Origin of the sequence: Micromonospora sp. NPDC047738 (assembly GCF_040642675.1) — a bacterium.
Lineage (GTDB): Bacteria > Actinomycetota > Actinomycetes > Mycobacteriales > Micromonosporaceae > Micromonospora.
This window is the reverse complement of record NZ_JBEYSO010000002.1, coordinates 82,319-106,522: the sequence shown is the minus strand read 5'-3', so window position 1 is coordinate 106,522 and position 24,204 is coordinate 82,319. Positions and strand designations below refer to the sequence as shown.

Genomic DNA, 24,204 nt, shown 5'->3' with positions numbered 1-24,204 from the left:
GGCGCTCCTCCCCACCGACGGTTCCGCCAGCTGGTCGTACTCGGAGGATAGGCTCGCGGCCGTGACCGATCCCGCGCAGCTCACCCACGTCGATCCGGCCGGCGCGGCCCGGATGGTCGACGTCTCCGCCAAGCCGGTCTCCGGCCGGCTCGCGGTCGCCGCCGGCCGGCTCCGCACCACGTCCGAGGTGGTGGAGCTGCTGCGCCGGGACGGCCTGCCCAAGGGCGACGCGCTGGCGGTGGGCCGGCTGGCCGGGATCATGGGGGCGAAGCGGACCCCCGACCTGATCCCGCTCTGTCATCCGATCGCCCTGCACAGCGTCACCGTCGACCTGCGGCTCACCACCGACACCGTCGAGATCATCGCGACCGCGAAGACCGCCGACCGGACGGGCGTGGAGATGGAGGCGCTCACCGCGGTGGCGGTCGCCGGGCTCGCCCTGGTCGACATGGTCAAGGCCGTCGACCCGGCGGCCTCCGTGGACGCGGTACGCGTCCTGCGCAAGGAGGGCGGCAAGACCGGCGAGTGGGTCCGACCGGAGGACCGGCCGTGATCCGGGCCCGGGTGATCGTCGCCTCCAACCGGGCCGCCGCCGGGGTATATGCGGACACCAGCGGCCCGCTGCTCGTCGCCGGCCTGCGCGAGCTGGGCTGCGAGGTCGACGAGCCGGTGGTGGTGCCGGACGGCGAGCCGGTGGGGACCGCGCTGCGGGCCGCCCGCGACGAGGGCATCGACGTGGTGTTGACCAGTGGCGGCACCGGCATCACCTCGACCGACCGGACTCCCGAGGTGACCCGGGCCCTGCTCGACTACGAGGTTCCCGGGATCGCCGAGGCCATCCGGGCCTACAGCCGCGACACCGTGCCCACCGCGGCCCTCTCCCGGGGGCTGGCCGGCGTGGCGGGCCGGATGCTGGTGATCAACCTGCCCGGCTCCCGGGGTGGGGCGAAGGACGGGCTGGCCGTGCTCGGCCCGATTCTCCGGCACGCCGTCGACCAACTGAGCAACGGCGACCACTGACGAGGCACCCGGCCGGCGATAGGCTCGCCGAATGAGCACGGAAACCGCAGCTACGGCGGCCCAGGTCGCTGCGCCGCCGCCAGCCGGGTGGGAGGAGGCCCGCTCCCGGGTGTACGAGGTGGGCCTCGCCGCCGCGCTCCCCGCGGTCGACCGGCCACTCGCCGACGCCGACGGCCACACCCTCGCCGAGCCGCTGACCACCCGTACCGACCTGCCGGCGTTCCCCACCTCCAGCGTGGATGGCTGGGCGGTGCGGGGGGACGGGCCGTGGCATGTGGTCGGCCGGGTGCTCGCCGGGCACACCCCGCCCCCGCTGGCCACCGACGGCACCACCGTCGAGATCGCCACCGGCGCGATGGTCCCGGCGGGGGCCGCCGCGATTCTGCGGATCGAGGAGTCGACCCGGACGGCGGACGGTCGGGTGGCCGGCACGCCGCGTCCGGCCCCCGAGTGGCGGGAGCCGGGCGAGGAGGCGTACGCCGGGGAGGAGCTGCTGCCCGCCGGCACCCCGGTCGACCCGGCGCTGATCGGGCTTGCCGCCTCCTGCGGTCACGACACGCTGCGGGTCCGCCGCCCGCCGGGGGCGGCGCTGCTGGTGTTCGGCGACGAACTGCTGACCACCGGCCCGCCGGGCGCCGGCCGGGTCCGCGACGCCCTCGGCCCGGCGGTGCCCGCCTGGCTGCGCCGGTACGGCTGCCAGGTGCGGGCGGCCGACGTGGTCGGCCCGGTGGCCGACACCCTCCCCGCCCACGTGGCGGCGCTGCGCGGCGCGCTGGCCGACGCCGACCTGGTCTGTACCACCGGCGGGACCATGCACGGTCCGGTCGACCACCTGCACCCGGCGCTGGCGGAGCTCGGCGCGGACTACGTGGTCAACACGGTGGCGGTGCGCCCGGGGTTCCCGATGCTGCTGGCCCGGTTGGTGGGCGACGACGGGCGGGTCCGGTTCGTGGCGGGCTTGCCGGGCAACCCGCAGTCGGCCGTGGTCGCGCTGGTCTCGCTGGTCGCCCCGCTGCTCGCCGGCCTGCAGGGTCGGCCGATGCCGGTGCTGCCGCAGGTCACCCTCGCCGAGCCGATCCACGGCCGGGGCGACTACACCCACCTGGCCCTGGTTCGCTGGGACCGGGCGGCCGGCACCGCCCGCCCGCTGCGCCACGTCGGCTCGGCGATGCTGCGCGGGCTGGCCGGGGCGGACGGCTTCGCGGTGATCCGCCCGGGCACCAGCGGCGAGGCCGGCGACCGGGTGCCGCTCGTACCGCTGCCGTTGACCCCCGGGGAGCGGTCATGGTGAGCGCGAGGATGCGCGTTCCGGGGCGGCTCGCGTGGGACGCGGCCGAGCCGGAATGCGCGTTTGAGCCGGGGTTGCGAGCCCCGCAGTCGCGAACGAGGGAGGAACAGTGAGCCCGGTCGTGGGTCTCACCACCGGCGTGGTGACCGACCAGCCGCTCGACCTGGCCGCGCACGAGGCGGCGGTGGCCGACCGGCGGGCCGGCGCGGTGGTGTCGTTCCAGGGCGTGGTCCGCGACCACGACCACGGCCGGCCGGTCACCCTGCTCGAGTACGAGGGGCACCCCACCGCCGAGGCGGTGCTGCGCGAGGTGGCCGCCGAGATCGCCGCCGATCCGGACGTGTACGCGGTGGCCGTGTCGCACCGGATCGGCCGGCTGGAGATCGGCGACGCGGCCCTGGTCGCGGCGGTCAGCACGGCCCACCGGGCGGCGGCCTTCGCGGCCTGCGCCCGGCTGGTGGACGAGGTGAAGGCGCGGCTGCCGATCTGGAAGCGGCAGGTGTTCGCCGACGGCACCGAGGAGTGGGTGAACTGCCCCTGACCGGCGCACGGGGGCGGGGAACGCGGCCGGGTGGGACGGTCAGCGCCGGCCGGCGAGCTGGGCGGCGCGGGCCAGCCGGTCGTGGTAGAACGCGGGCTCCGCGCCGGGCCGCCAGGGCAGTGCCGCGACGAGCACGATCAGGGCGATCGCCAGCGAGTTCTCCATCAGCGCGCCGAACAGTCCGTCCTGGTAGTGGGACACCTCGGGGAGTTGGTGCTCGTACGGCCAGATGGGCGAGACCAGGAAGAGCAGGTAGAGGGCGAGCGCGCCGAGCCCGTGCCGCAGCCCGGTGAGCGCCGGATACCAGATCGGTGGGCGCAGCGCGGGCACCCCGCCGGTGGGTGGCATCCCGCTGATCCGTACCGACAGACCGCGGCTCGCCTCGTGGCGGCGTACCGCGGCGTCGGCCAGCACGATGATCGCCGGGATCACCCAGACCAGATGGTGCGACCAGGAGATCGGGCTGATGACGTTGGCGGTCAGCCCGACCAGGGTGAACGCGGTCAACTCGTCGCCGTCGGCGCGGGCGCTGGCCGCCCGGGACAGCCCCAGCGCCAGCATCAGCACCGAGAACGCCAGCCAGAGCAGTCCGGGTGTCTCGATCGAGTCGTAGAGCCGGGCCAGCAGCCCGGCCAGCGACTGGTTGGCGGTCATGTCCGCCGCGCCGACCCGCTCGGTCTGCCAGAGCACGGTGCCGAAGTAGGTCCGCGACTCCGGCCCGACCACGGCGAACGTCGCGAGGGTCACGCCGATGGCGGTGCCGATCGCGGTCATCGCCGCGCGCCACTGCCGCGTGATCATCAAGTACGCGATGAACAGCGCCGGGGTCAGCTTGACCGCGGTGGCCAGTCCGATGCCGACGCCGGCCCAGGCCCCGCTGTAGACGTACCGGGCCAGTGCAGAGTCGGCGGTGTCGTGGTGGGTGCCCCGCTTCGCCCGCCAGCGCAGGCCGACCAGGTCCGCCATGACCAGCGCGAACAGCAGCAGGTTGACCTGGCCGTATCCGAGGGTCTCCCGGGACGGCTCGATGGCGACGGCCAGCGGCGTGGCGATGCCGACGGTGAACCAGAGCGACCAGCCCAGTCGGTCGACGATCGGGCGTAGCAGCGCGGCCAGTACGACGGCGAGCGCGGCGATGCTGGCCAGCGCGTTGAGCGAGCCGGCCGCCGCGACCGGCAGCCAGGACATCGGCAGCATGACCAGGCCGGCGAAGGGCGGGTAGGTGAACCCGAGGGTCGTCGAGGGGGCGATGAAGTCGTAGAGCCCGTTGCCGCTGGCCCACCACACCACGGCACCGTGGTAGATCCGCATGTCGAAGAAGTTGTACGGCCGCCCGAACGCGCCGATGGCGAGCCACGCCGCGTAGGCCACGGCGGCCACGACGCTGCTGCGTACGACTGTCCTGCGATCGATCCGACGGGTGCCGCGCTGGACTGGAGCGAGGCGGTCCATCCGTCTACCGACGGTCGTCGGCATGGCGGTGCCACCCCCGTACCAAAATCCTACTTCCCGTCCAGGTCCCGCACGGAGCCTAGAACGGCGCCTCACGTTGCTGCCTCCCGCGTTATGCGACCGTGTCCGATCCCACACGTGTTTTTGACATTTCCATCGCGTTAACGGGTCTCGGATGGTTCAGGTGATTAGTGGCCTTGCGGGGGGTGGAGGCCGTATCGATGCAGGTCAACCAGGTATTCGGCGGGCGGAGGCGGCCGAGCGTACGGCGATCTTCGCCTCTCGGCGGGCGGTCCGGACCGCGCGCTGCACCGAGCGGCGCGAGTGGTCGATCCGGTGACCGGCCCGCCAGCGCAGTCCGGGCTTGCCCCCGGTGTCTGCGGCGGCGAGGAGCAGGCCGCCGAAGAGACCGAGGTTCTTCAGGAAGTGGACCTGGTTGTTGTTCCGCGCCATCGGGTCGTCGTTGCTCCAGAAGGGATGGCCGGCGAAGGTGGTCGGCACCAGGGTCCCGGCGAGGACGAGCGCGGCCGGCCGGGTGAACTTGCCGGTCGCCAGCATCAGCCCGCCGACGAGCTGGGTGGCCGCGTTCGCGCGGACCAGTGTCTCGGTGTCGGTCGGGATCCGTGGGTGCAGGTTCTGGATCAGCGGGGCGACCCGGTCGGTGACCGGCTTGGCGGCCGTGACCAGCCGTCCCGGGTTCTGCAGGTTACGGGCGCCGCTGACCACGAAGATGCCGCTCAACATGACTCGGGCGAGGGAGCGCACGGGCTTCATAAACCAGTCATACCCCGTCGGGCCGGTCACCACCCCGGCAACACTCGAACGAGATCGGCCGACATGGACGTCCGGCCGGCCGGTCGCCGGGCTGATTTCAGCGACCGTCGCTGATGGACCGGGTTCGGACGGTAAGGTCGCGCGGGTGACGACCCTGCGACTCCGACCCGAGGATCCGGCGGACGAGGCACCGGTCGCCCGGGTGCTGGCGACCGCCTTCGCCCGCCCCGACGTGGCCACCCCGCCCGAGGTGGGGCTGGTCGACGACCTCCGGCACAGCGACGCCTGGATCCCGGAGCTGGCCATGGTCGCCGAGCACGGCGGTGAGGTCGTCGGTTACGCGCTGCTGACCCGGGTGCGGGTGTGCAGCGACGATGCGGCGTACCCGGCCCTGGCGCTCGGGCCGGTGGCGGTCGCGCCGTACCGGCAGCGGATCGGGCACGGCACGGCGGTGGTGCAGGCGGCCCTGGACGCCGCGACCGAGCTGGGTGAGCGGCTGGTGGTGGTGCTCGGCGACCCGGCGTTCTACCGTCGCTTCGGGTTCAGCCGGGCGGACCGGCAGGGACTGACCAGCCCCTGGTCGGGGCTCGGGGAGCCGTGGCAGGCGTTGGTGCTGCCCCCGTCCACCACGGACGAGGCCCCACCGCCGGGTGGTGAGGTGCTCTTCCCGCCGCCCTGGGCCAAGGTGTGAGCCGGGCGGTCAGGCCGGCTGGGTGCGCAGGTACCGGCCGAAGTGCGGGACGGTGAAGGCGACCGTGCCGCGCTCGCCGGAGTAGATCAGCCCCTTCTTGATCAGGGCGTCCCGGGCGGGTGAGAGGCTGGCCGGCTTGCGGCCCAGCGCCCGGGCGATCTCCGCGGTGGGTACCGCCGCGTCCATGTCGTCCCGGCCGTTCTCCTCCCCTGCCACCAGGGAGAGCGTCGCCATCGCCCGCATGTACTCGCGTTCGGCCGGGGTGGCCCGCTCGAACCGGGATCCGAAGAAGCCGACGGCCAGCTCGGCCTCCGCCTCGGGTGCGGCGACCCGGACGTCGGCGGCGGTGATCGGCGAGCGGGGCGCGTGGTCCCAGGTGGCCTTCCCGTACGCCTGGACGAAGTAGGGGTATCCGCCGGACTTCTCGTAGAGCAGGTCGAGGGCCTTCGGCTCGTACTCGACCTCCTCCCGCTCGGCCGGCGCGCAGAGCGCCTGATCGGCGGCGATCCGGTCCAGCCGGTCGATCCGCTGGTAGCGGAAGAGCCGCTCGGAGTACGACTTCGCGGCGCTGAGCACGGCCGGTAGGTGCGGCAGCCCGGCGCCGACGACGATCAGCGGCGCGCCGAGCTGGGACAGCTCGTGGCAGGCGGCGCAGAGCGCGGAGACGTCCTCCGCGCCGAGGTCCTGCATCTCGTCGATGAAGATCGCGACGCCGGTGCCCACGTCGGTGGCGACCGCCGCGGCGTCGGTGAGCAGCTCGACCAGGTCGATCTCGATGTCCCCGGAGTCGGCCCGGCCGCTGCTGGCCGGCACGTCGATGCCCGGTTGCCAGCGGTCGCGCAGCTTCGGCGCGGCCCCGCCGCGTCCGGTGGGCGCGGTGCGCTGGGCGAACGCCTTGAGCACGCCGAGGAAGGCGTCGATCCGGTCCGGGGCGCGGTGCCGGGGTGCCAGCTCGCGGACCGCCATGTGCAGCGCGGCGGCGATCGGCCGGCGCAGCGACTGGTCGGGCCGGGCCTCGATCTTGCCAGTGCCCCAGAGGTGGCTGATCGCCTGCGAGCGGAGGGTGTTCAGCAGGACGGTCTTGCCCACCCCGCGCAGTCCGGTGAGCATCAGGCTGCGTTCCGGGCGGCCCCGGGCGATCCGTTCCAGCACCACGTCGAAGACGTCCAGCTCGCGTCCCCGGCCGGCGAGTTCGGGCGGGCGCTGGCCGGCACCGGGGGCGTACGGGTTGCGGACCGGATCCACGAATCGCAGAGTATCGGGCCGTCTAGCTGGGAGGCTAGATATCCGTAGATGGGGCTACCGGCGTGTCGGGCTCCTCGACAGAAAACTAGGGCTGTCTAGCATCCACGCTAGACAGCCCTAGTTTTGGTTACCGTCGGCCGTGCCGGCGCGTCGCAGGTCAGCAGCGCAGGGTCAGCGGCGCAGGTCAGCGGCGCAGGTCAGCGGCGCAGGTCAGCGGCGCAGGTCAGCGGCGCAGGTCAGCGGCGCTTGAGGCAGAGCACGAAGTCGAGGGTGTCCAACTCGCTGTCGAAAAAGTACCAGTCGGTGTAGCCCTCGACCTTGGCGCACTTCGCCTCGGCGTCCTTCTGGCCGCTGGTCGGACCGTCGAAGCGGCGCAACACCTGGTAGGTCTTCGCGCCGCATTCGCTGATCGCCAGCTTCGGCTGCTGCCCGTCCGAGCCCTCGTTGCGGACGCACTGACCCGCCTTGACGAAGCGCGAGTCGGTCGAGGTCGCCGGAGCCGGGGTGGTGGTCGCCGGATCGGGGGGCGTGCTCGCCCCCGCGGTCGGGTCGGCCACCGCGGAGGCCGGCGCGCCGGAGCCGCTCACCCGGGCCGGCTCGTCCCGGCCGAGGACCCAGTACGCCCCCGCGCCGCCGAGCAGCAGCACCGCCAGCCCGGCCAGCCCCGCGACCAGCCGGCCCCGGCCGCGCTTCGGCGGCGTCGACTCGGCGTACCGCGCCGGCTCGGCGTAGGGTGGCTGGCCGGCGTGGGGCGGCTGGCCGGCGTAGGGCGGTTGCTCGGCGTACGGCGGCTCGGCGTAGCCGGGCGCGGCCGGCGGGTACCCCTGGTGGGCCGGCTGCCCGGTGTCCCAGCCGACGGTCGGCTCGTGCCGCTGGGCGGGCGGCTCGCCCCACCCGCGCGGCTGCCGGGCGTACCCCGGGTCGTAGCGAGGGTCGGCCGGCGGGCCGTACTCGTCCTCGGGTCGCCGTCCGTCCCAGGGGCCAGGGGAGCCGTCGCCCGGTGGTCCGAAGTTCGACATGGGACGTCCTCCTGGGTACGCCAGTGGGTGAGAGGCCGGCCACCAACCGGGGACACCGTGCCCTGGTCACCGTAGCCTGGTCCACCGATGAGCTCACGCCCCACAGCTGCGACGTCGACCGTCGACCACGCCCCCACCACCGCCCGTCCCGCGTTCGTCTGGACCGCACTGGTCCTCGTCTACGTGCTCTGGGGCTCGACCTACCTGGGCATCCGGGTCGCGGTCGAGTCGCTGCCGCCGCTCGCCTCCGCGGCGATGCGGTTCGCCGCCGCCGCCGGAGTGCTCGCCCTGGTGCTCCGGCTCCGCCGCGGGCGGGGGGCGCTCCGCGTCGATCGTCGGCAGCTCGGGTCCGCCGCCCTGGTCGGCGTGCTCCTGCTCGCCGGCGGCAACGGGCTCGTGGTCCTCGCCGAGTCCGGCCCGGCCGGCGTGGCGCTGCCCTCCGGCATCGCCGCGCTGCTGGTGGCCACCGTCCCGCTGCTGGTCGTGCTGCTGCGTACGCTCGGCGGCGACCGGCCCCGGCTGTGGACCTTCGCCGGGGTGGCCCTCGGCTTCGTCGGGCTCGTCCTGCTCGTGCTTCCCACCGGTGGGCCGGGCAGCGTACCCGTGGTCGGCGCGCTCACCGTGGTCGTCGGGGCCACCTGCTGGTCCGTCGGCTCCTATCTCTCCGGACGCATCCGGATGCCCGCCGACCCGTTCGTGGCCACCGTCTACGAGATGGTCGCCGGCGCGGCGGCGCTCACCGTGCTCGCCACCGTCCGGGGCGAGCTGCGCGATTTCTCCCCGGCCCAGGTGACCGGCCGCTCCTGGGCGGCGCTGTTGTACCTGATGGTGGCCGGCTCGTTGGTCGCCTTCACCGCGTACGTCTGGCTGCTGCACCACGCCCCGATCTCCCTCGTCGCCACCTACGCGTACGTGAACCCGGTGGTCGCGGTGGCGCTCGGCGCGCTGTTCGCCGCCGAACCGGTCACCACCCAGGTGCTGCTCGGTGGGGCGGTGATCGTCGCCGGGGTGGCCGTGGTGGTGAGCACCGAGCGTCCCAGCCGGTCGGTCGACCGGGCAGCCCGGGAGGCCGTCCGCCGTTGAGCAGGGCCCCGCTCACTTCAGATCAGGCGGAGCTGGCGGTCCTTGGGGCGGCGGGGCTCGGCCTCGCCGAACCGTTCGAAGAGCCCCGGGTCGATCACGTCGAGGAACGGTGACGGGCGGCACTCGCGCTCCGACCCGTGCCGGATCCGCCGGGCGGCGTGACTCACGTACAGCCGGTCCTGCGCCCGGGTGAGCCCGACGAAGAAGAGCCGGCGCTCCTCGGCGATCGCGTCGTCGCCCGGCTCCGACCCCGGCCAGCGCAGCGGCAGCAGCCCGTCCTCCGCGCCGACCAGGAAGACCACCGGAAACTCCAGGCCCTTGGCCGCGTGCAGGGTGAGCAGGGTGACCGCCTCGGCGCGCGGGTCCAGGGCGTCCACCTCGGCCCCGGTGGCGAGCTGGGAGAGGAAGACCCCGAGGTCGTCGCCGCAGCGCCGGGCCAGCGGGGTGAGCAGGTCCACCGCGGTGCGGACGTCCTCGGGGCGTACCGAGCCGGCGCCGTCGAGCGTCGGCACGGCGAAGCGTTCCGCCAGGATCTGCCCGGCCAGCCGGACGCGGGCGGCCAACGAGCCGTCCAGCCCGGCGTGCCGCAGCTCGCGGGCGATCGCCGTCACCCCGGGCCGGTCGCGGAGCCGGTCGTGCGAGCGCTTCTGCACCGGGATGTTGGCCCGGGCCAGGGCGTCCACGATCGGTGCGGCCTGCGAGTCGGTGCGGTAGAGCACGGCGATGTCGGAAAACGACAGCGAGGTGGACCGGCCGTCGATCCGGCCCGAGTCGAGCGAGCGGTGGGACAGGCCGCCGACCAGCTCGTCGACGGTGCGTACCACGAAATCGGCCTCGTCCGCGACGGAGGCCGCGGCGTAGCGACCGACCAGCGGGGCTTCCGGGTCGAGCCGGGCCGGGTCGAGCCGGCGGCCACGGACCAGCGACGACGGCGCGATGGCCTGCACCGCGGCGGCCAGGATCGGCGCAGAGGAGCGGTAGTTGCGGTTCAGCCGGACCAGCCGGGCGTCGGTGAAGTCCTGGGAGAAGCGCAGGAAGTAGCCGACGTCCGCGCCCCGGAACGAGTAGATCGCCTGGTCGGGGTCGCCGATCGCGCAGAGGTTGCCGTCGGCGGGGCTGAGCAGCCGCAGCAGTTCGTACTGGACGGCGTCGACGTCCTGGTACTCGTCGACGAAGATCCACTTCCAGCGCTCGCGGTACTCGCGGACCAGCTTCCGGTCCGCCGTCAGCAGCGCCACCGGCAGGGTGAGCAGCTCGTCCAGGTCGACCAGGTCCCGCTTGCGCAGCAGCGAGGTGTACCGGTCGTCGTCGTCACCGGCCTCGGTCCGGACCGCCGCGCGGTCCGCGTCGTCGGCGATGCGGAAATCCGCCGGCAGCCCGGCGGCTGCGGCGTTCTCCCGCAGGATGGTCAGCCCCAGCGAGTGGAAGGTGCCGACCGTGATGTCCTCGGCGACCGGGCCGAGCAGCCCGTCCAGGCGGTGCCGCAGCTCCTCGGCCGCCCGGCGGGTGAAGGTGATCGCCAGGCACTGCTCCGGGAAGACGTTCAGCTCCGCGCAGAGGTACGCGATCCGGTGGGTCAGCGTCCGGGTCTTGCCGGTGCCCGGACCGGCCACGATGAGCAGCGGGCCACCCGGTGCGGAGGCCGCCACCCGCTGCATCGCGTCGAGCCGGTCCAGCAGGCCGGTGCCGACCTCCTCCATGCCGGCGAGCATCGGCTCGAACGGCTCGTGCGGAGAGGGCACCGGCGCGATCGGTGGCGGCGGTGGCGCGACGGGCTTCCGCTTCGGCTCCGGCTTGGCCGTCGCCGGGCGCTTCGCCTTCGGCTTCGGTGCCGGCTCCGCGGGCTTCCGCGGCGCGGGCACGGGTACGTCGAAGAGGGCGTCCTGCGCGTTCGGCGCGGCACCGACACCCAGCTCGGCCGGGTCGAACAAGGTGATCACCCCGTACTCGCCGTCGTAGCCCGGGACCCGGCGTACCTCGCCGCGGCGGAGCCGGGCGATGCCCTCGGCGAGCAGTTCGCCGCCGACCCGGCCGATCTCGTCCAGCGGGGTGCCGGTCAGGATCTCCAGCTCCGGGCCGAGCGCGGCGATCAGCTCGTTGAGCTTCCCCTCGACCTTCTTCGACCGGGCACCCACCTTGTTGATCTCGCCGAGGATCTCGCCCAGCGGCACCAGGTGGGTCACCTCGCGGGCGTGTGCCGGCCGGTGCCCCTCGGGCCGGTCGGCCAGCTCCTCGACCCGGCTGAGTACGCCCACCGTCAGCGGCTTGCCGCACTCCGGGCACCGGCCGTCGGCCTCCCGGGTCCGCTCGGGCGCCCAGTTCACCCCGCAGAGTCGGTGCCCGTCGGCGTGGTACTTGCCCTCCTCCGGGAAGAACTCGATGGTGCCGGCGAGCCCGTCCCCGGTGCGCAACGCCTCGCGGATCGCGAAGTAGTCGCGGGCCGAGCTGAAGACGGTGGCCTCGCGGGCCAGCGCGGGCGGCGAGTGCGCGTCCGAGTTGGACACGAGCTGGTAGCGGTCCAGGCTGCCGACCCGCCAGTTCATCTCCGGGTCGGAGGAGAGGCCGGTCTCCACGGCGAAGACGTGCTCGGCCAGGTCGGCGTAGCAGTCGGCGATCGCGTCGAAGCCGGACTTCGAGCCGAGCGCGGAGAACCACGGCGTCCAGATGTGCGCCGGCACCAGGTAGCCGTCCGGGCTGGCCTCCAGCGTGATCTCCAGCAGGTCCCGGGAGTCCAGGCCGAGGATCGGCCGGCCGTCCGACCCCAGGTTGCCGATCCGCCCCAGCGCGGCGTTGAACCGGGCCACCGCGTCCAGGTCCGGCAGGTAGATAAGGTGGTGCACCTTCCGGGTCCGGTCGTCCCGCTTGTAGATCGTGGAGATCTCCACGCTGAGCAGGAACCGGACCGGGTCCGCCTCCGCCGTGCTGGCCAGCCGGGGTGGCAGCCGCCGGGCGATGTCCCGCTCCGCATCCGGGCTGAGCCGGAACAGGCCGGGCTCGGCCGGGTGCAGCGTCTCGCGGAGGTGGTCGTACCAGGCGGGATGGGTGAAGTCACCGGTGCCGAGGACGCCGATGCCCTTGCGCCGGGCCCACCATCCGAGGTTCGGCAGGGTCAGGTCCCGGCTGCACGCGCGCGAGTACTTCGAGTGGATGTGCAGATCCGCGACGAACGGCGGGAGGCCACCGGGGGGTACGGCGCTGAACGGAGGCACGCCGCATCCTGCCACGAGCCGTCCCCGGCCCGCCCGCCGCCACGCGTACGCGTGACGTGAGCAATCCGGTGCTGGACCCGGCAGCCGATTCGGGCTATTGAGTGCGGAGTTCGACGAGGGTCACCTGTGGCGGTGCGCCGACCCGCACCGGCGGGCCCCAGAAACCGGCGCCATTGGTCACATAGACCTTGGTCCCGTCCACCTCGCCGAGGCCGGAGACCACCGGCTGCTGAAGCCCCACCAGCAGGTTGAACGGAACCATCTGCCCGCCGTGGGTGTGCCCGGAGAGCTGGAGGTCCACGCCGTACTTCGCCGCCTCGTACGCGGCCACCGGCTGGTGGGCCAGCAGCACCACCGGGCGGCTCGGGTCCCGGTCGCCGAGGGCGGCGGCGTAGTCGGCGGGGGCGGCCAGCCCGGTGCCGGCGGCGGTGACGTCGTTCACCCCGGCCAGGTCGAGTACGCCACCTCGGGCCCGGATCTCCTGGCGCGCGTTCTGGAGGACCCGCAGGCCGAGCCGGTCCACCTCCTGGATCCATTCCTCGACGCCGGAGTAGTACTCGTGGTTGCCGGTGACGAAGAAGCTGCCGTATCGGGACCGCAGGTCACGCAACGGTTCCGCCGCCGCGCCCAGCTCGGCGACCGAGCCGTCAACGAGGTCACCGACCACCGCCACCAGATCGGCGTCGAGCCGGTTGATCATCGCGACGATCCGCTCGGTGTGCGACCGTCCGCGCAGCGGCCCCAGGTGGATGTCGGAGACGGTGGCGATCCGCAGCCCGTCCATGCTGCGGGGGAGCTTGGCCAGCGGGATCCGCACCCGGTCCAGCTGCGGCGGTCCCATCGCCGTGCGGACGCCGTACCCGGTGAGACCGGCGGCGGTGAGCCCCGCGAAGATCGCGGCGCCCCGGGTGAGCAGCAACCGGCGGGACGGGTCATGGTCGGGGGCCGGCGCCGCGGCGGTGCCGGCCGGGGGCGGATTCGCGGAACCGGCCGCCGACTCGGCGGGCTGGTCGGCCGGCGGCTGGACGGTTGGCGGCTGGACGGTTGGCGGCTCGGCGAGGCCGACGGACGAGGCCCGGGCGAGGCTGGTCGAGGGCATGTCCGCCTGGGCGGCCGCGATGTCGAGCGGTCCGGCGCCCGGTCCACCGGCCCCGACCAGCGCGGGCTCGGACGCCGGCAGGCCGACCCGCGCCCGGTGCCGCAGCGCCAGCTTCGCCACCGCGAGCGGCACTTCCAGCACCAGCAGCAGGACCAGCAGGTAGAACATCAGGGCCAGCCAGAGGTAGCCCGGCCAGGCCAGCCAGTGCACCCCGCCGCGGGTCGCGATCATGGTGGCCGGCACCAGCAGCGCCAGCAGCAGCAGCGATATCCCGCCGACGCGCCGCCAGCGCCCGGGCCGAGTGGTGTCGCGGATCAGCCGCTTCCACAGGTAGAGGTGGATCAGGGCGGTGACGAGCACGGCGAAGCCGAGGAACGTTGCCATCGCCAACACGCGAGCCTCCTCAGCCGCCCGCGAACGGGGGCAGTACGTCGACCGTCGCCCCGGCCGGCAGCGGTGCCCGACGATCATGGCAGGCCAAGCCGTCGACCAGGAAGCTGGCCGCTTTCAGCACGGTGCTCAGCCCTTCGCCGTGTCGCTCGGCCAGCTCGTCCACCAGCTCGTCGAGGGACCGGCCGGCGGAGACGGTCTCCTCGGCGCGGCCGGCGGCGGCACGCGCGCCGGCGAAGTAGCGGACGGTCAGCTCCACCGGTCAGCCTCCGATCGCCGACATGGGACGGGCGGGTTGCAGGAAGGTCGGATCGTCGATGCCGTGCCCGGCCCGCTTGCCCCACATCGCGGTCCGCCAGCGGCGGGCCAGCTCGGCGTCGTCCACCCCGGCGCGCAGCGCGCCGCGCAGGTCGGACTCCTCGGTGGCGAAGAGGCAGGCGCGGACCTGGCCGTCGGCGGTGAGCCGGGTCCGGTCGCAGTCGCCGCAGAAGGGTCGGGTCACACTGGCGATCACCCCGACCCGGGCCGGTCCGCCGTCCACCAGCCAGGTCTCGGCCGGGGATGCGCCCCGGTCGGCCGGATCGGTGCTCAGGTCGAACTCGGCGCGCAGGTCGGCCAGGATCTGGTCGGCGGTGACCATTCGGCTGCGGTCCCAGCCGTGCTGCGCGTCCAGCGGCATCTGCTCGATGAACCGCAGCTCGTAGCCGTGTGCCAGGGCGAACCGGAGCAGCGCGGGGGCCTCGTCGTCGTTGACCCCGCGCATCAGCACCGCATTGACCTTCACCGGGGTCAGCCCGGCGGCCGCCGCGCCGGCCAGCCCGGCCAGCACGTCACCGAGCCGGTCCCGCCGGGTCAGCTCGGCGAACCGGGTCCGGTCCACCGTGTCGAGCGAGACATTCACCCGGTCGAGACCCGCGGCGCGCAGGGCGGGCGCGAGGCGGGCCAGGCCGATGCCGTTGGTGGTCAGGGAGATCCGGGGCCGGGGCCGCAGCGCGGCCACCGCTGACACGATGCCGACCAGGCCGGGCCGGATCAGCGGCTCGCCGCCGGTGAAACGCACCTCGGTGACCCCGAGCCGGTGCACCGCGACGCGGATCAGCCGGATGATCTCGTCGTCGGTGAGCAGCTGCGGCCCGGAGAGCCAGGGCAGGCCCTCGGCCGGCATGCAGTAGGTGCAGCGCAGGTTGCACTTGTCGGTCAGCGATACCCGCAGGTCCCGGGCGACCCGACCGTACCGGTCGACGAGGACTCCGTCGGTCGTCGGGGCGGCGGTCACCTGTCGACCGTAGCGCGTCCGGCGCCCCCCAGCGCACTGTGGGCGGCGGAGACCACAGCATCCCGGTACGCCGCGCCGAACAGGGCGGTGTGCACGAGCAGCAGGTGGAGCTGGTGCAACGGCACCCGCTCCCGCCAGCCGTCGGCCAGCGGCCATGCCTCCCGGTAGGCCGCCATCATCCGGTCGAGGTGCGACGGGCCGCCGAAGAGCGCCAGCTGCGCCAGGTCGGTCTCCCGGTGGCCGCCGTGCGCCGCCGGGTCGACCAGCCAGACCCGGTCGTCCGCCCCCCAGAGCAGGTTGCCGGGCCAGAGGTCGCCGTGGATCCGGGCCGGCGGCTCGTCCCCGCCGAACTCGCCGATCCGGCCGATCAGCTCCTCGACCAGGCTGGCGTCCGCGCCGCTGAGCGCGCCGTCGTCGACCGACATCTTCAGGTACGGCATCAACCGGCGGCGGGCGAACCACGCCGACCAGGGGCCGGGGTCGGGGGTGTTGTCCTGCGGCAGCGCGCCGATGAATCCGGGCCACTCGGCGCCGAAGGCGGGCGCTCCGGCCCGGTGCAGCCCGGCCAGCTCGCGGCCGAACCGCTCGGCCGCCTCCGGCGTCGGCTCGGCGGGCTCGACCCAGTCGAGCGCCAGCAGCTCCGGCAGCGCCACCACCACCTCGGGTACGGCCACCGTGCCCGAAGCGCGCAGCCAGCGGAGGCCGGCCGCTTCGGTGGCGAAGAAGCCCTCCGGCACCGGGCGGGCCGCCTGCTCCGGCCAGGTCTTGGCGAAGATCGAGTGCCCGTCGTCGAGGGTGAGCCGGGACGCGGCGCAGATGTCCCCGCCGGAGACCGGCGTCTCCCGGATCCGCTGGTGGGTCAGGAAGGTCGGCAGGTGCTCCGGGTGTGCCCGCAGGTACGCCAGGTCCATGAGCGCAAGGTAGCCGGTCCGGACGGTCCTCGTGGGGCGGTGAGCGGTTCGGACGCCTGTCGTTCGGCGCTCACCTGCATCGATACTCTCCGTATCTGTGGATAACCCGCGTGTCGTCCACAGGGCCTGTCGCGCCGGCATCCAACCGCCGCACGCTCCCGGCATGACTCCCACCCCGCGCCCCCGGCTCGCCGTCCGCTCGCCCGCCGACCTGATCGCCGCCGTGCCGTACCTGCTCGGCTTCCACCCCGCCGACAGCCTGGTGGTGGTGGCGCTACGCGGCCGGCGGGTGGTCTTCGCCGCCCGGGGCGACCTGCCCGAACCGGGATCCGACCCGGGGCCGGCCGCCCGCCATCTCGCCCAGGTCATCGCCCGGCAGGGCAGCGAGGCCGCCACCGTGATCGGGTACGGCCCGGCCACCCGGGTGACCGGCGCGGTCGACGCGGTGGGCGAGGCGCTGGACGACGCCGGTCTGCTCGTCCTCGACGCCCTGCGGGTGACCGACGGGCGCTGGTGGTCCTACCTGTGCACCGAGCCCGAGTGCTGCCCGCCCGACGGCACCCCGTACGACCCGGGGGCCAGCGAGGTCAGCGCGGCGGCCGTCTTCGCCGGTCAGGTGGCCCTGCCCGACCGGGCCGCGCTGACCGCACAGGTGGCCGCGCTCGACGGGCCGGTCCGGGTGGCCATGCGCCGGGCCACCGTCCGGGCGCGCCGACGCCTGGCTGAGCTGACCGAGGAGGCGGCCGAGACCGCGCTGGCCGGTGGCCGCTCCGTACGCTCCGCGGGCGTCGCGGCGGTGCGCGACGCGTTCCGCGTGCACCGGCGCGGCGAGCGGCTGGGCGACGACCAGGTGGCCTGGCTGGCCGTGCTCCTCACCCAACTCCCGGTACGCGACCACGCCTGGGAACGGACCGACGGCCGGGACGCCGACATCAGCCTCTGGACCGACGTGCTGCGCCGGGCCGAGCCGGAGCTGATCGCCGCCCCCGGCAGCCTGCTCGCCTTCGCGGCCTGGCGGGCGGGGCACGGTGCCCTGGCGGCGGTGGCCCTGGAACGCGTGCTCGCCACCCGCCCCGACTACTCCCTCGCCCTGCTCCTAGACGACATGCTCCGCCGCGGGATGCCGCCGTCGGAGCTGGACGGCTGGCCGGCGGTCGGTTTCCCGGGGGTGGTGCGCCGCCGGCCCCGCCGCCGCATTCCGCGCCGGCGCATCTGACGTTGGCGCTCAGGGAGGTCGCGTCAACTCACGCAGGCTCCCCTGGCGTTTCCCACTATTCGCTGATCCGCGCTGCGCCCGCGTAGACGTTCATCGTCCGGCCGCGCAGGAAGCCGACCACCGTCATGCCGGCCTCCTCGGCCAACTCGACGGCGAGGGTGCTGGGCGCGGAGACCGCCGCCAGGACGGGCACTCCGGCCATCCACGCCTTCTGCGTCAGCTCGAAGCTGGCCCGGCCGGAGACCAGCAGCACGTGCCCGGCCAGCGGCAGCCGGTGTTCCCGGACCGCCCAGCCGACCACCTTGTCCACCGCGTTGTGCCGGCCGACGTCCTCGCGCAGCACCACCAGCTCGCCGGCGGCGGTGAAGAGACCGGCCGCGTGCAGCCCACCGGTTTGGTTGAAGGCGCGCTGTGCCGCGCGGAGCCGGTCCGGCAGGGCGGCCAGCAACTCGGCGGGCACGCGGAGCGGGTCGTCCCGCACCGCGAACAGCGACCGGGTGCGGACGGCGTCGATGCTCGCCTTGCCGCACACCCCGCACGAGCTGGTCGTGTAGAAGTTGCGGGACGGGTCGGTGGTGGGCTCGGGCACGCCGGGCGCCAGCACCACGTCGACCACGTTGTACGTGTTCGGTGTCTCCGCCCCGGCGCAGAGCTGGGCGGTGTGCACGTCGTCGGCGGACCGGATCAGGCCCTCGGTGAGCAGAAAGCCGATCGCCAGGTCCAGGTCGTCCCCGGGGGTACGCATGGTCACCGCGAGCGGCTTCCGCCGGCCGGGGCCCGCCGGGCCGACTCGGATCTCCAGCGGCTCCTCCACCGCCAGGGTGTCCGGTCGCCGTACCCGGGCGCGCCCGTCGGCCGCCGCGTCGAGATCGATCCGGAGCACGCCGCGCCGGTCAGTCGCCCGTCCCATCCCGCCATCCTGCCGCGCGCGGTCCGTCACCCGCACGGCGATGCCGCCCCGGCGCCGCGTGGGGTCCTGCCGGAGGGCGGACGGAGCTCCCTGCGGTTTACCGTGGGCGGGTGACGGCGTACGCGGCGGTGGTGCTGTCGGGCGGCGCGGCCCGCCGGATGGGCGGGGTGGACAAGCCGGCGCGGCCGGTCGGCGGCCGGCCCATGCTGCACCGGGTGCTGGCCGCGGTCGCCGACGCCGCGCCGCGGATCGTGGTCGGTCCGGCCGGCCCGCTCCCCGACGACGTACGGCTGACCCGCGAGCGGCCGCCCGGCGGTGGCCCGGTGGCCGCCACGGCTGCCGGGCTGGCCCTGCTCGCCCCCGGTACGGCCACGGTCGCCCTGCTCGCCGCCGACCTTCCCCTGCTCACCCCCGAGGCCGTGGCGGATCTGCGGCGCGCGCTCGACGGGTCGACCGCCGACGGGGCCTGCTACGTGGACGGCGACGGCCGCCGGCAGCAGCTCTGCGGGGTGTGGCGGGTCGCCGCGCTGCGGGCGGCGCTGGACCGGCTCGCCGCCGGGCGGGGCGGCACGGTCGACGGGGCTCCGGTACGCGGGCTGCTGGCCGGCACGACGGTCCGGGAGGTGGCCTGGTCCGGCTCCGGGCCGCCGCCCTGGTTCGACTGCGACACTGACGAGGACGTACGCCGGGCCGAGGAGTGGACGAGATGACGGTGATGGACGACTGGGTCACGGCAGCCTGCGCCGAGTTGGGGCTCGACCCGGGCGACGTGTCGGTGCCGGTCGTGCTGGACCTGGCCAAGGACGTGGCCCACCAGGTGCTGCGCCCGGGCGCGCCGGTCACCGCGTACCTGCTGGGGGTGGCCGTGGGGCGCGGCGGCGACCTGGCCGCGACGGCTGCGCGGCTCGGTGAGCTGGCCAACTCCTGGCCGCTCGACCTGGACGGCACCACGCCGGCCGAGTAGTCCCCGGCCGTGCCGACCCACGCCCGGGTCCCGGGAGAGACGGGCCCGCGGCGGGGCGTTTTGGGGTGGCTGTCCGATCCTGGTCCGCCGTGATTCGACCCCCACCGCCCGTGGGTAGGGTGGCCGTGACGGACGGAGGCGATCATGACGGCTGACCACCCCTCGGTGCCGACCGGTGAGCCCGCCGGCGGTGTGCCGGAGCAGTACGAGTCGATCCTGCTGGACGAGCCGACCACGGCGGACCTCCGGGCCAAGGTGACCGAGGCCTGGCGGGAGTTCGCCCGCGCGCTGGCCGACCGGCTACGCGACCTGCCGGCCGGTACGCACCTGGAGCTGACCCTCGACCCCACCGCCTCCGGGACCGGGGACGCCGTCTACTCGATCAGCGTGGACGTCGGCGAGGAGGGCCGGCTGTCGGCGCGGGCCGTGGGCAACGCCACCCTGCCGCAGGGATACCGCCTGGACCGGGCCGCCGTGGCCGACATGATCGCGCTCGGCTGGTCCCCGCCCGGGGTGGTGGAGGGCTCCGGCGAGCAGTTCGGGCTGGACTGCGCGGTCGACGAGGCCGCCCGGCTGGCGGCCGTGCTGTCCCGCACCCTCCGCGACGTCTACGGGGCGCCGCACCCCGCCTTCCTGGTCTATCTGATGCATGACGCCGAGGGCGAGCCGCTGCCGGTGGAGCCGCTGGGCACCGCGCGGAGCGAGTTCGGCCCGGCCCGGGACGTGGAGGCGGACCTCGACGAGGCGCTGGCCGCGGCGGCGACCGCGCAGGCCGGCGGGAACGACGTGCTCGCGCTGGAGGAGCGGGTCCGTACGGTCGTCTCCACGATGCTCAAGTCGAATGCCGACCAGTTGCAGATCGACTCGGACGGCGACATCAACATCCGGGCCGGCTCGGCCATGGTCTTCGTCCGGGTACGCGACAACCCGCCCCTGGTCGACGTCTTCTCCCCGGTGCTCACCGAGGTCGAGCCGACCGAGCGCCTCTATGTGAAGCTCTCCGAGCTGACCAACCGGATGCCGATCGGCCGCCTCTACTGCGCCGACGACACGGTGTGGGCCTCGATCCCGGTCTTCGGCCGCAACTTCCAGCCCACCCACCTGATGCTCGCCGTCCAGGTGATGACCGGCCTGGCCGACGAGCTGGACGACCGGCTGCACGGCGAGTTCGGCGGCCGGCGCTTCTTCGGCGAGGCCGACAAGCCCTCCCGCGCCCAGCCCGAACACCGCACCGGCATGTACCTCTGACATTCGGGCGCCCGCGCGGAGAGCAGAAGCCGTCAGAGGTCGAGGAGGGTTTTGCCGACGGTGGCGCGGGACTCGATGGCGGCGTGCGCGTCGGCGGCCCGGTCCAGCGGGAAGCGCTGCCCGATCAGCGGGCGCAGCCGCCCGGCCGCCGCCTCGGCGAGCACCTGCTCGGTGAACGCACGCAGCTCGGCCGGCGCGGCGGACGGCCGGAGCAGGTTCACCCCGCGGGCGGCCGCGAGGTCGGCGGGCAGGTCCGCCCAGGCGCCGCTGGCCAGCCCGAAGCTGAGCATCCGCCCGCCCGGGCCGAGCAGGTCGAACGCCTCGCGGGCGAGCCGGCCGCCCACCCCGTCGAAGACCACGTCGATCCCGCCGGTGGCGGCGCGTACCCGGGCGGTCCAGTCCGGCTGCCGGTAGTCCACCACCGCGTCGAGGCCGCGTTCACGGAGCAGGGCCACCTTCCGGGCACCCCCGGCGGCGGCCACGACCCGGGCTCCGGCGGCCGTGGCGAGCTGCGTCAGCAGGTTGCCCACCCCGCCCGCCGCCGCCTCGACCAGCACCCGCTCGCCGCCGCGCAGCCCGGCCGCGTGCACCAGCATGGCGGCCGTACGACCGTCGGCGAGCAGCGCCACCGCCTGGTCCAGCGGCAGCCCGTCTGGCACCGCGAACGGCGCGTCCCGGTCGACCACCACGCGCTCGGCGTACCCGCCGGAGCCGCCGGTGCTGCTCACCACCCGCCGCCCCACCAGCGCCGGGTCCACGCCGGGGCCCACCTGAATGATCACTCCGCCCACCCCGTTGCCGGGGATCAGCGGCAGCGACCCGGTGAACGGTCCGAACCCGGTCGATCGGAACATGGTCTCCACGAAGGTGAGGTTGGCGTGGGCGACCTCGATCAGCACCTGATCCGGTCCGGGTGCCGGGTCCGGTGCCGGCCCCGGCACCAGCGCCTCCGGGCCGCCGAACTCCCGTAGCCACACCGCCCGCACGCCGCCTCCTCCCGGCCGGGGACGGGTGCCCCCGGCGTTCGTTCCACCGGCGTCCAGTGGACAACCTCAACCGGGGATGAGGTCAAGGGCGGCGGGTGGGGCCGGACCGACGGTATCCGGACCCACCCGCCGGGGGAGGGAGGAGGAAGGTCGAGCGCCGGTTGGACGACGGCACGCCGCCACGGGTTCCCGAGGTGGGCGAGGCCGCGCTGCGGGAGGCGGTGACGGCCGGCGTCAGCCCGCGGACGGGCCGACCCCGGGGGACTCGACCAGCCGGGAGAGCACGATGGTGCTGCGCGACGAGGTGACGAAGGACTCGGCCCGCAGCCGTTCCAGCGCCTCCTCGAGGTGGGCGATGTCGGCGGCCCGCAGGTGCACCAGGGCGTCCGCCTCCCCCGAGACGGTGTAGGCCCCGACCACCTCCGGGTGCCGCCGTGCTGCGGCACCGATCTGCGCCGGGGTGGTCCGGCCGGCGCAGAAGAGTTCCACGAACGCCTCGGTGGTCCAGCCGACGGCGGCGGGGTCGACGACGGCCGTGAAGCCGCGGATGACGCCCGCGGATCGGAGCCGGTCAACCCGACGCTTGACCGCGGGGGCGGAGAGTGACACCCGCGTGCCGATGTCCGCGTACGAGGCGCGAGCATCCGCCACGAGCAACGCAATGATTCGCTGGTCAACCGCGTCTATCTGCAACGTTCCGCCTCTGGGAAGCAATGGTTGTGGCTGTTACCAAAGTTGTACCGTACCTACTCTTGGTGACCGTGAACCAGCAGCGAGTCCCGCGAAAGCGGACATACCTCATGTGCTCGCCCGAGCACTTCGCGGTCGAGTACGCGATCAACCCGTGGATGGACGTGACCGCGCCCGTCGACGCGGAGCTGGCGGTCAAGCAGTGGGACCGCCTGCGGGAGACGCTCGTCGGCCTCGGCCACGAGGTGCACCAGCTCAGCCCCGAGCGCGGGCTGCCGGACATGGTCTTCGCGGCCAATGGTGCCTTCGTGGTGGACGGGACCGTCTACGGCGCCCAGTTCAAGCACGAGCAGCGGGCCGCCGAGGCCGCCGCGCACCGGGCGTTCTACGAGGCGAACGGCTGGCGGTTCATCGCGCCTAGTGAGACCAACGAGGGCGAGGGCGACTTCGCGTACCTGCCGGACGCGCACGGCGGGCTGATCCTCGCCGGCCACGGCTTCCGCACCGAGCTGGCGGCGCACGCCGAGGCGCAGGAGGCACTCGACCGGCCGGTGGTCTCGCTGCGCCTGGTCGACCCGCGCTTCTACCACCTGGACGTGGCGCTCGCTTCGATCGACGACGAGAACATCGTCTACTACCCGGGCGCCTTCTCCGCGGCCAGCCAGAAGGTGCTCGCCCAGCTCTTCCCGGACGCGGTGCTCGCTGACGACTCCGATGCCCTGGCCTTCGGCCTCAACCTGGTCAGCGACGGGCTGAACGTCGTGCTGAACAGCGAGGCGACCCGGCTGGCCGGCAAGCTCAAGGCGGCCGGCTACCACCCGGTGCCGGTCGAGCTGGCCGAGCTGAAGAAGGGCGGCGGCAGCGTGAAGTGCTGCATCGCCGAGCTGCGCCACTGACGCGCACCGGACACCGAGCACGGAAACGGGCGGCCTCCCCGCGGGGAGGCCGCCCGTTCGGCGTACAAGGGGTCAGCCGAGTGTGGCCAGCTCGGTGATCACGACGTTCGACAGCATCCGGCCGTCGAGCTGCACCTTCCGCAGGTACCACTTCTGCTGCGGGGTACGCGGCTGGTTGAACTGCCAGGGCCCGCGCGGGCTGTCGATCTGGCCGATCTTGCCGAGCGCCAGGTTGACCTGCTGCGGAGTCGGGTCCCCGCCGGCCAGCCGGATCGCCTTGTCCAGCACCTGCGCGGCGTCGTACGAGGCCATCGCGTAGGTGGTCGGCGAGGTGTTGTGCGCCTTCCGGTAGGCCGAGGAGAACACCCGGTTGGCGGTGTTGTTCAGATCGGCCGAGTAGTTGAGCACGGTCTCGATGCCGTGCTTCACGATCAGCGCCCGCTGCGCGCCGAGTTCCCCGTCGTCCAACTGGCTGAGCACGGCGCCCTCGGTGAGGAAGCCGGGGGCGTAGATCGGGCCCCGGTAGCCCTCGGCGTAGAGCTGCTTGATGAACTGCACCGCCTGCGTACCCGCGTAGTGGCAGAGGATCGCGTCGGGCCACTTGTTGTTCTTCAGCGCCTTGTGGATCGCACCGGAGAAGACCGTCTTGCCCAGCTCGGCCTTGTCCGGGGTGAGAATTTCGCCGTCGATCGGCCGGCGGCCCTCTTCGTAGTAGCCGCGCCGGAAGCCGTCGATGACGTCCTTGCTGCTCGAGTTCGACGGGGCGAAGACCGCGATCCGGCTGGACTTGTCCAGCGACTCCCGCAGGTACCGGCCGAGCGCCTCGCCCGGCTCGTCGAGCACGTACGACGTACGCCAGATGTAGACGACGCTCTGCAGGCTGGCCGGGGACGCGTTGGAGCCGACCAGCGGGACCCGGGCCTGCTCGACGGTGTCCCGGATGCCGGACATGACGGCGGAGCTGACCACGCCGGTGAGCGCGATCACCCCCTCCTTCAGCAGCCGGTCGACGGCGGCCTGGCCACTCTTGGCGTTCTCACCCTCCTCGGCCTGCACCACCGTGACCGGGTGCCCGCCGAGCTCCTGGTCGTTGAGGCTCAGGAAGAGCTGGAAACCGTTGACGATCTCGTCACCGATGGCCTTGTTCGGGCCGCTTCCCGGCACGATGAGCCCGATCTTGATCGGGCTGCCCGGAGTGCTCGTACCTTCGGTGTCGGAGCCGCAGGCCGCCGCCAGCCCGGTGGTACCCAGCGCGGCCAGCAGTTGAAGGGCCCGCCTGCGGTTCATCTACGACAC

Annotated in this window: 24 protein-coding genes; 11 read left to right on the top strand and 13 right to left on the bottom strand. The window is 74.0% G+C overall.

Annotation, left to right across the window (positions count from 1 at the left end; genetic code table 11):
• Positions 1–61: 61 nt before the first annotated feature.
• From moaC to ABZ783_RS03815, 4 genes are all read left to right on the top strand, one after another.
• Positions 62–553 carry a cyclic pyranopterin monophosphate synthase MoaC gene (gene moaC, locus ABZ783_RS03830; RefSeq protein ID WP_357434394.1) on the top strand — a complete coding sequence of 164 codons (492 nt, stop codon included), beginning with the start codon at positions 62–64 and terminating at the stop codon, positions 551–553.
• The gene (locus ABZ783_RS03825; protein ID WP_357434393.1) at positions 550–1,020 is read left to right on the top strand and encodes a MogA/MoaB family molybdenum cofactor biosynthesis protein; all 471 of its coding nucleotides are present in this window, start codon (positions 550–552) and stop codon (positions 1,018–1,020) included. The genes moaC and ABZ783_RS03825 overlap by 4 nt, the downstream gene beginning before the upstream one ends.
• A gap of 31 nt (positions 1,021–1,051) precedes the next feature.
• Positions 1,052–2,311: a molybdopterin molybdotransferase MoeA gene (locus tag ABZ783_RS03820; protein ID WP_357434392.1), complete on the top strand. Its 1,260-nt coding sequence runs from the start codon at positions 1,052–1,054 to the stop codon at positions 2,309–2,311.
• Positions 2,312–2,417: 106 nt separating this feature from the next.
• The gene (locus tag ABZ783_RS03815) at positions 2,418–2,849 is read left to right on the top strand and encodes a molybdenum cofactor biosynthesis protein MoaE (protein WP_357434391.1); all 432 of its coding nucleotides are present in this window, start codon (positions 2,418–2,420) and stop codon (positions 2,847–2,849) included.
• Positions 2,850–2,888: 39 nt separating this feature from the next.
• Here the strand turns inward: ABZ783_RS03815 and ABZ783_RS03810 are convergent, their stop codons facing one another.
• Entirely contained in the window at positions 2,889–4,325 is a 1,437-nt protein-coding gene (locus tag ABZ783_RS03810; protein ID WP_357434390.1) for a glycosyltransferase 87 family protein, read from the bottom strand.
• Between the two features lie 204 nt (positions 4,326–4,529).
• Positions 4,530–5,075, bottom strand: coding sequence for a DoxX family protein (locus ABZ783_RS03805; protein ID WP_357434389.1), 546 nt, complete (start codon positions 5,073–5,075; stop codon positions 4,530–4,532).
• Positions 5,076–5,220: 145 nt separating this feature from the next.
• Here ABZ783_RS03805 and ABZ783_RS03800 point away from each other — a divergent pair, with 145 nt between their 5' ends.
• Positions 5,221–5,766: an N-acetyltransferase gene (locus ABZ783_RS03800; RefSeq protein ID WP_357434388.1), complete on the top strand. Its 546-nt coding sequence runs from the start codon at positions 5,221–5,223 to the stop codon at positions 5,764–5,766.
• A 9-nt stretch (positions 5,767–5,775) separates the two neighbouring features.
• Here the strand turns inward: ABZ783_RS03800 and ABZ783_RS03795 are convergent, their stop codons facing one another.
• Both ABZ783_RS03795 and ABZ783_RS03790 read right to left on the bottom strand, forming a co-directional pair.
• Positions 5,776–7,011: an ATP-binding protein gene (locus ABZ783_RS03795; RefSeq protein WP_357434387.1), complete on the bottom strand. Its 1,236-nt coding sequence runs from the start codon at positions 7,009–7,011 to the stop codon at positions 5,776–5,778.
• 236 nt (positions 7,012–7,247) lie between these two features.
• A complete protein-coding gene (locus tag ABZ783_RS03790) occupies positions 7,248–8,030 on the bottom strand; it encodes a flagellar basal body protein FliL (RefSeq protein WP_357434386.1) in 783 nt (260 codons plus the stop codon).
• Between the two features lie 87 nt (positions 8,031–8,117).
• Between ABZ783_RS03790 and ABZ783_RS03785 the strand changes: the two genes are divergently transcribed.
• Positions 8,118–9,113: an EamA family transporter gene (locus ABZ783_RS03785; protein WP_357434385.1), complete on the top strand. Its 996-nt coding sequence runs from the start codon at positions 8,118–8,120 to the stop codon at positions 9,111–9,113.
• A gap of 17 nt (positions 9,114–9,130) precedes the next feature.
• On the opposite strand, the gene ABZ783_RS03780 is transcribed toward ABZ783_RS03785, so the two are convergent.
• The 5 genes from ABZ783_RS03780 to ABZ783_RS03760 form a co-directional block, all read right to left on the bottom strand.
• Positions 9,131–12,322: a UvrD-helicase domain-containing protein gene (locus tag ABZ783_RS03780; RefSeq protein ID WP_357434384.1), complete on the bottom strand. Its 3,192-nt coding sequence runs from the start codon at positions 12,320–12,322 to the stop codon at positions 9,131–9,133.
• Positions 12,323–12,416: 94 nt separating this feature from the next.
• Entirely contained in the window at positions 12,417–13,805 is a 1,389-nt protein-coding gene (locus ABZ783_RS03775) for a metallophosphoesterase (protein WP_357434761.1), read from the bottom strand.
• Positions 13,806–13,824: 19 nt separating this feature from the next.
• Complete coding sequence (locus tag ABZ783_RS03770; protein ID WP_357434383.1) at positions 13,825–14,070, bottom strand: MoaD/ThiS family protein; 246 nt, start codon at positions 14,068–14,070, stop codon at positions 13,825–13,827.
• A 3-nt stretch (positions 14,071–14,073) separates the two neighbouring features.
• On the bottom strand, positions 14,074–15,087 hold the full coding sequence (gene moaA / locus ABZ783_RS03765; protein WP_357434382.1) for a GTP 3',8-cyclase MoaA: 1,014 nt from the start codon (positions 15,085–15,087) through the stop codon (positions 14,074–14,076).
• Positions 15,084–15,998 carry a fructosamine kinase family protein gene (locus ABZ783_RS03760; RefSeq protein WP_357434381.1) on the bottom strand — a complete coding sequence of 305 codons (915 nt, stop codon included), beginning with the start codon at positions 15,996–15,998 and terminating at the stop codon, positions 15,084–15,086. The genes moaA and ABZ783_RS03760 overlap by 4 nt, the downstream gene beginning before the upstream one ends.
• Positions 15,999–16,161: 163 nt before the next feature.
• Between ABZ783_RS03760 and ABZ783_RS03755 the strand changes: the two genes are divergently transcribed.
• Positions 16,162–17,214, top strand: a complete 1,053-nt coding sequence (locus ABZ783_RS03755) for a DUF4192 domain-containing protein (RefSeq protein ID WP_357434380.1) — start codon at positions 16,162–16,164, stop codon at positions 17,212–17,214.
• Positions 17,215–17,269: 55 nt separating this feature from the next.
• Here the strand turns inward: ABZ783_RS03755 and fdhD are convergent, their stop codons facing one another.
• Positions 17,270–18,124 (bottom strand): formate dehydrogenase accessory sulfurtransferase FdhD, encoded by an 855-nt coding sequence (gene fdhD, locus ABZ783_RS03750; protein WP_357434379.1) that lies wholly within the window; start codon positions 18,122–18,124, stop codon positions 17,270–17,272.
• Between the two features lie 110 nt (positions 18,125–18,234).
• Between fdhD and ABZ783_RS03745 the strand changes: the two genes are divergently transcribed.
• The 3 genes from ABZ783_RS03745 to ABZ783_RS03735 all read left to right on the top strand — a co-directional run bounded on the left by ABZ783_RS03745 (position 18,235) and on the right by ABZ783_RS03735 (position 20,336).
• On the top strand, positions 18,235–18,834 hold the full coding sequence (locus ABZ783_RS03745; protein WP_357434378.1) for an NTP transferase domain-containing protein: 600 nt from the start codon (positions 18,235–18,237) through the stop codon (positions 18,832–18,834).
• A complete protein-coding gene (locus tag ABZ783_RS03740) occupies positions 18,831–19,088 on the top strand; it encodes a DUF6457 domain-containing protein (RefSeq protein ID WP_357434377.1) in 258 nt (85 codons plus the stop codon). The genes ABZ783_RS03745 and ABZ783_RS03740 overlap by 4 nt, the downstream gene beginning before the upstream one ends.
• 144 nt (positions 19,089–19,232) lie before the next feature.
• Entirely contained in the window at positions 19,233–20,336 is a 1,104-nt protein-coding gene (locus ABZ783_RS03735) for a hypothetical protein (protein WP_357434376.1), read from the top strand.
• Positions 20,337–20,368: 32 nt separating this feature from the next.
• Here ABZ783_RS03735 and ABZ783_RS03730 read toward each other — a convergent pair whose 3' ends face one another.
• Positions 20,369–21,322 (bottom strand): zinc-binding dehydrogenase, encoded by a 954-nt coding sequence (locus tag ABZ783_RS03730; protein ID WP_357434375.1) that lies wholly within the window; start codon positions 21,320–21,322, stop codon positions 20,369–20,371.
• Between the two features lie 234 nt (positions 21,323–21,556).
• Positions 21,557–22,015 (bottom strand): Lrp/AsnC family transcriptional regulator, encoded by a 459-nt coding sequence (locus tag ABZ783_RS03725; protein ID WP_148797972.1) that lies wholly within the window; start codon positions 22,013–22,015, stop codon positions 21,557–21,559.
• Between the two features lie 59 nt (positions 22,016–22,074).
• On the opposite strand from ABZ783_RS03725, the gene ddaH reads away from it, so the two are divergent.
• Positions 22,075–22,908 carry a dimethylargininase gene (gene ddaH, locus ABZ783_RS03720; RefSeq protein ID WP_357434374.1) on the top strand — a complete coding sequence of 278 codons (834 nt, stop codon included), beginning with the start codon at positions 22,075–22,077 and terminating at the stop codon, positions 22,906–22,908.
• Between the two features lie 72 nt (positions 22,909–22,980).
• Here the strand turns inward: ddaH and ABZ783_RS03715 are convergent, their stop codons facing one another.
• Positions 22,981–24,195 (bottom strand): ABC transporter substrate-binding protein, encoded by a 1,215-nt coding sequence (locus ABZ783_RS03715; RefSeq protein ID WP_357434373.1) that lies wholly within the window; start codon positions 24,193–24,195, stop codon positions 22,981–22,983.
• Positions 24,196–24,204 lie beyond the last annotated feature (9 nt).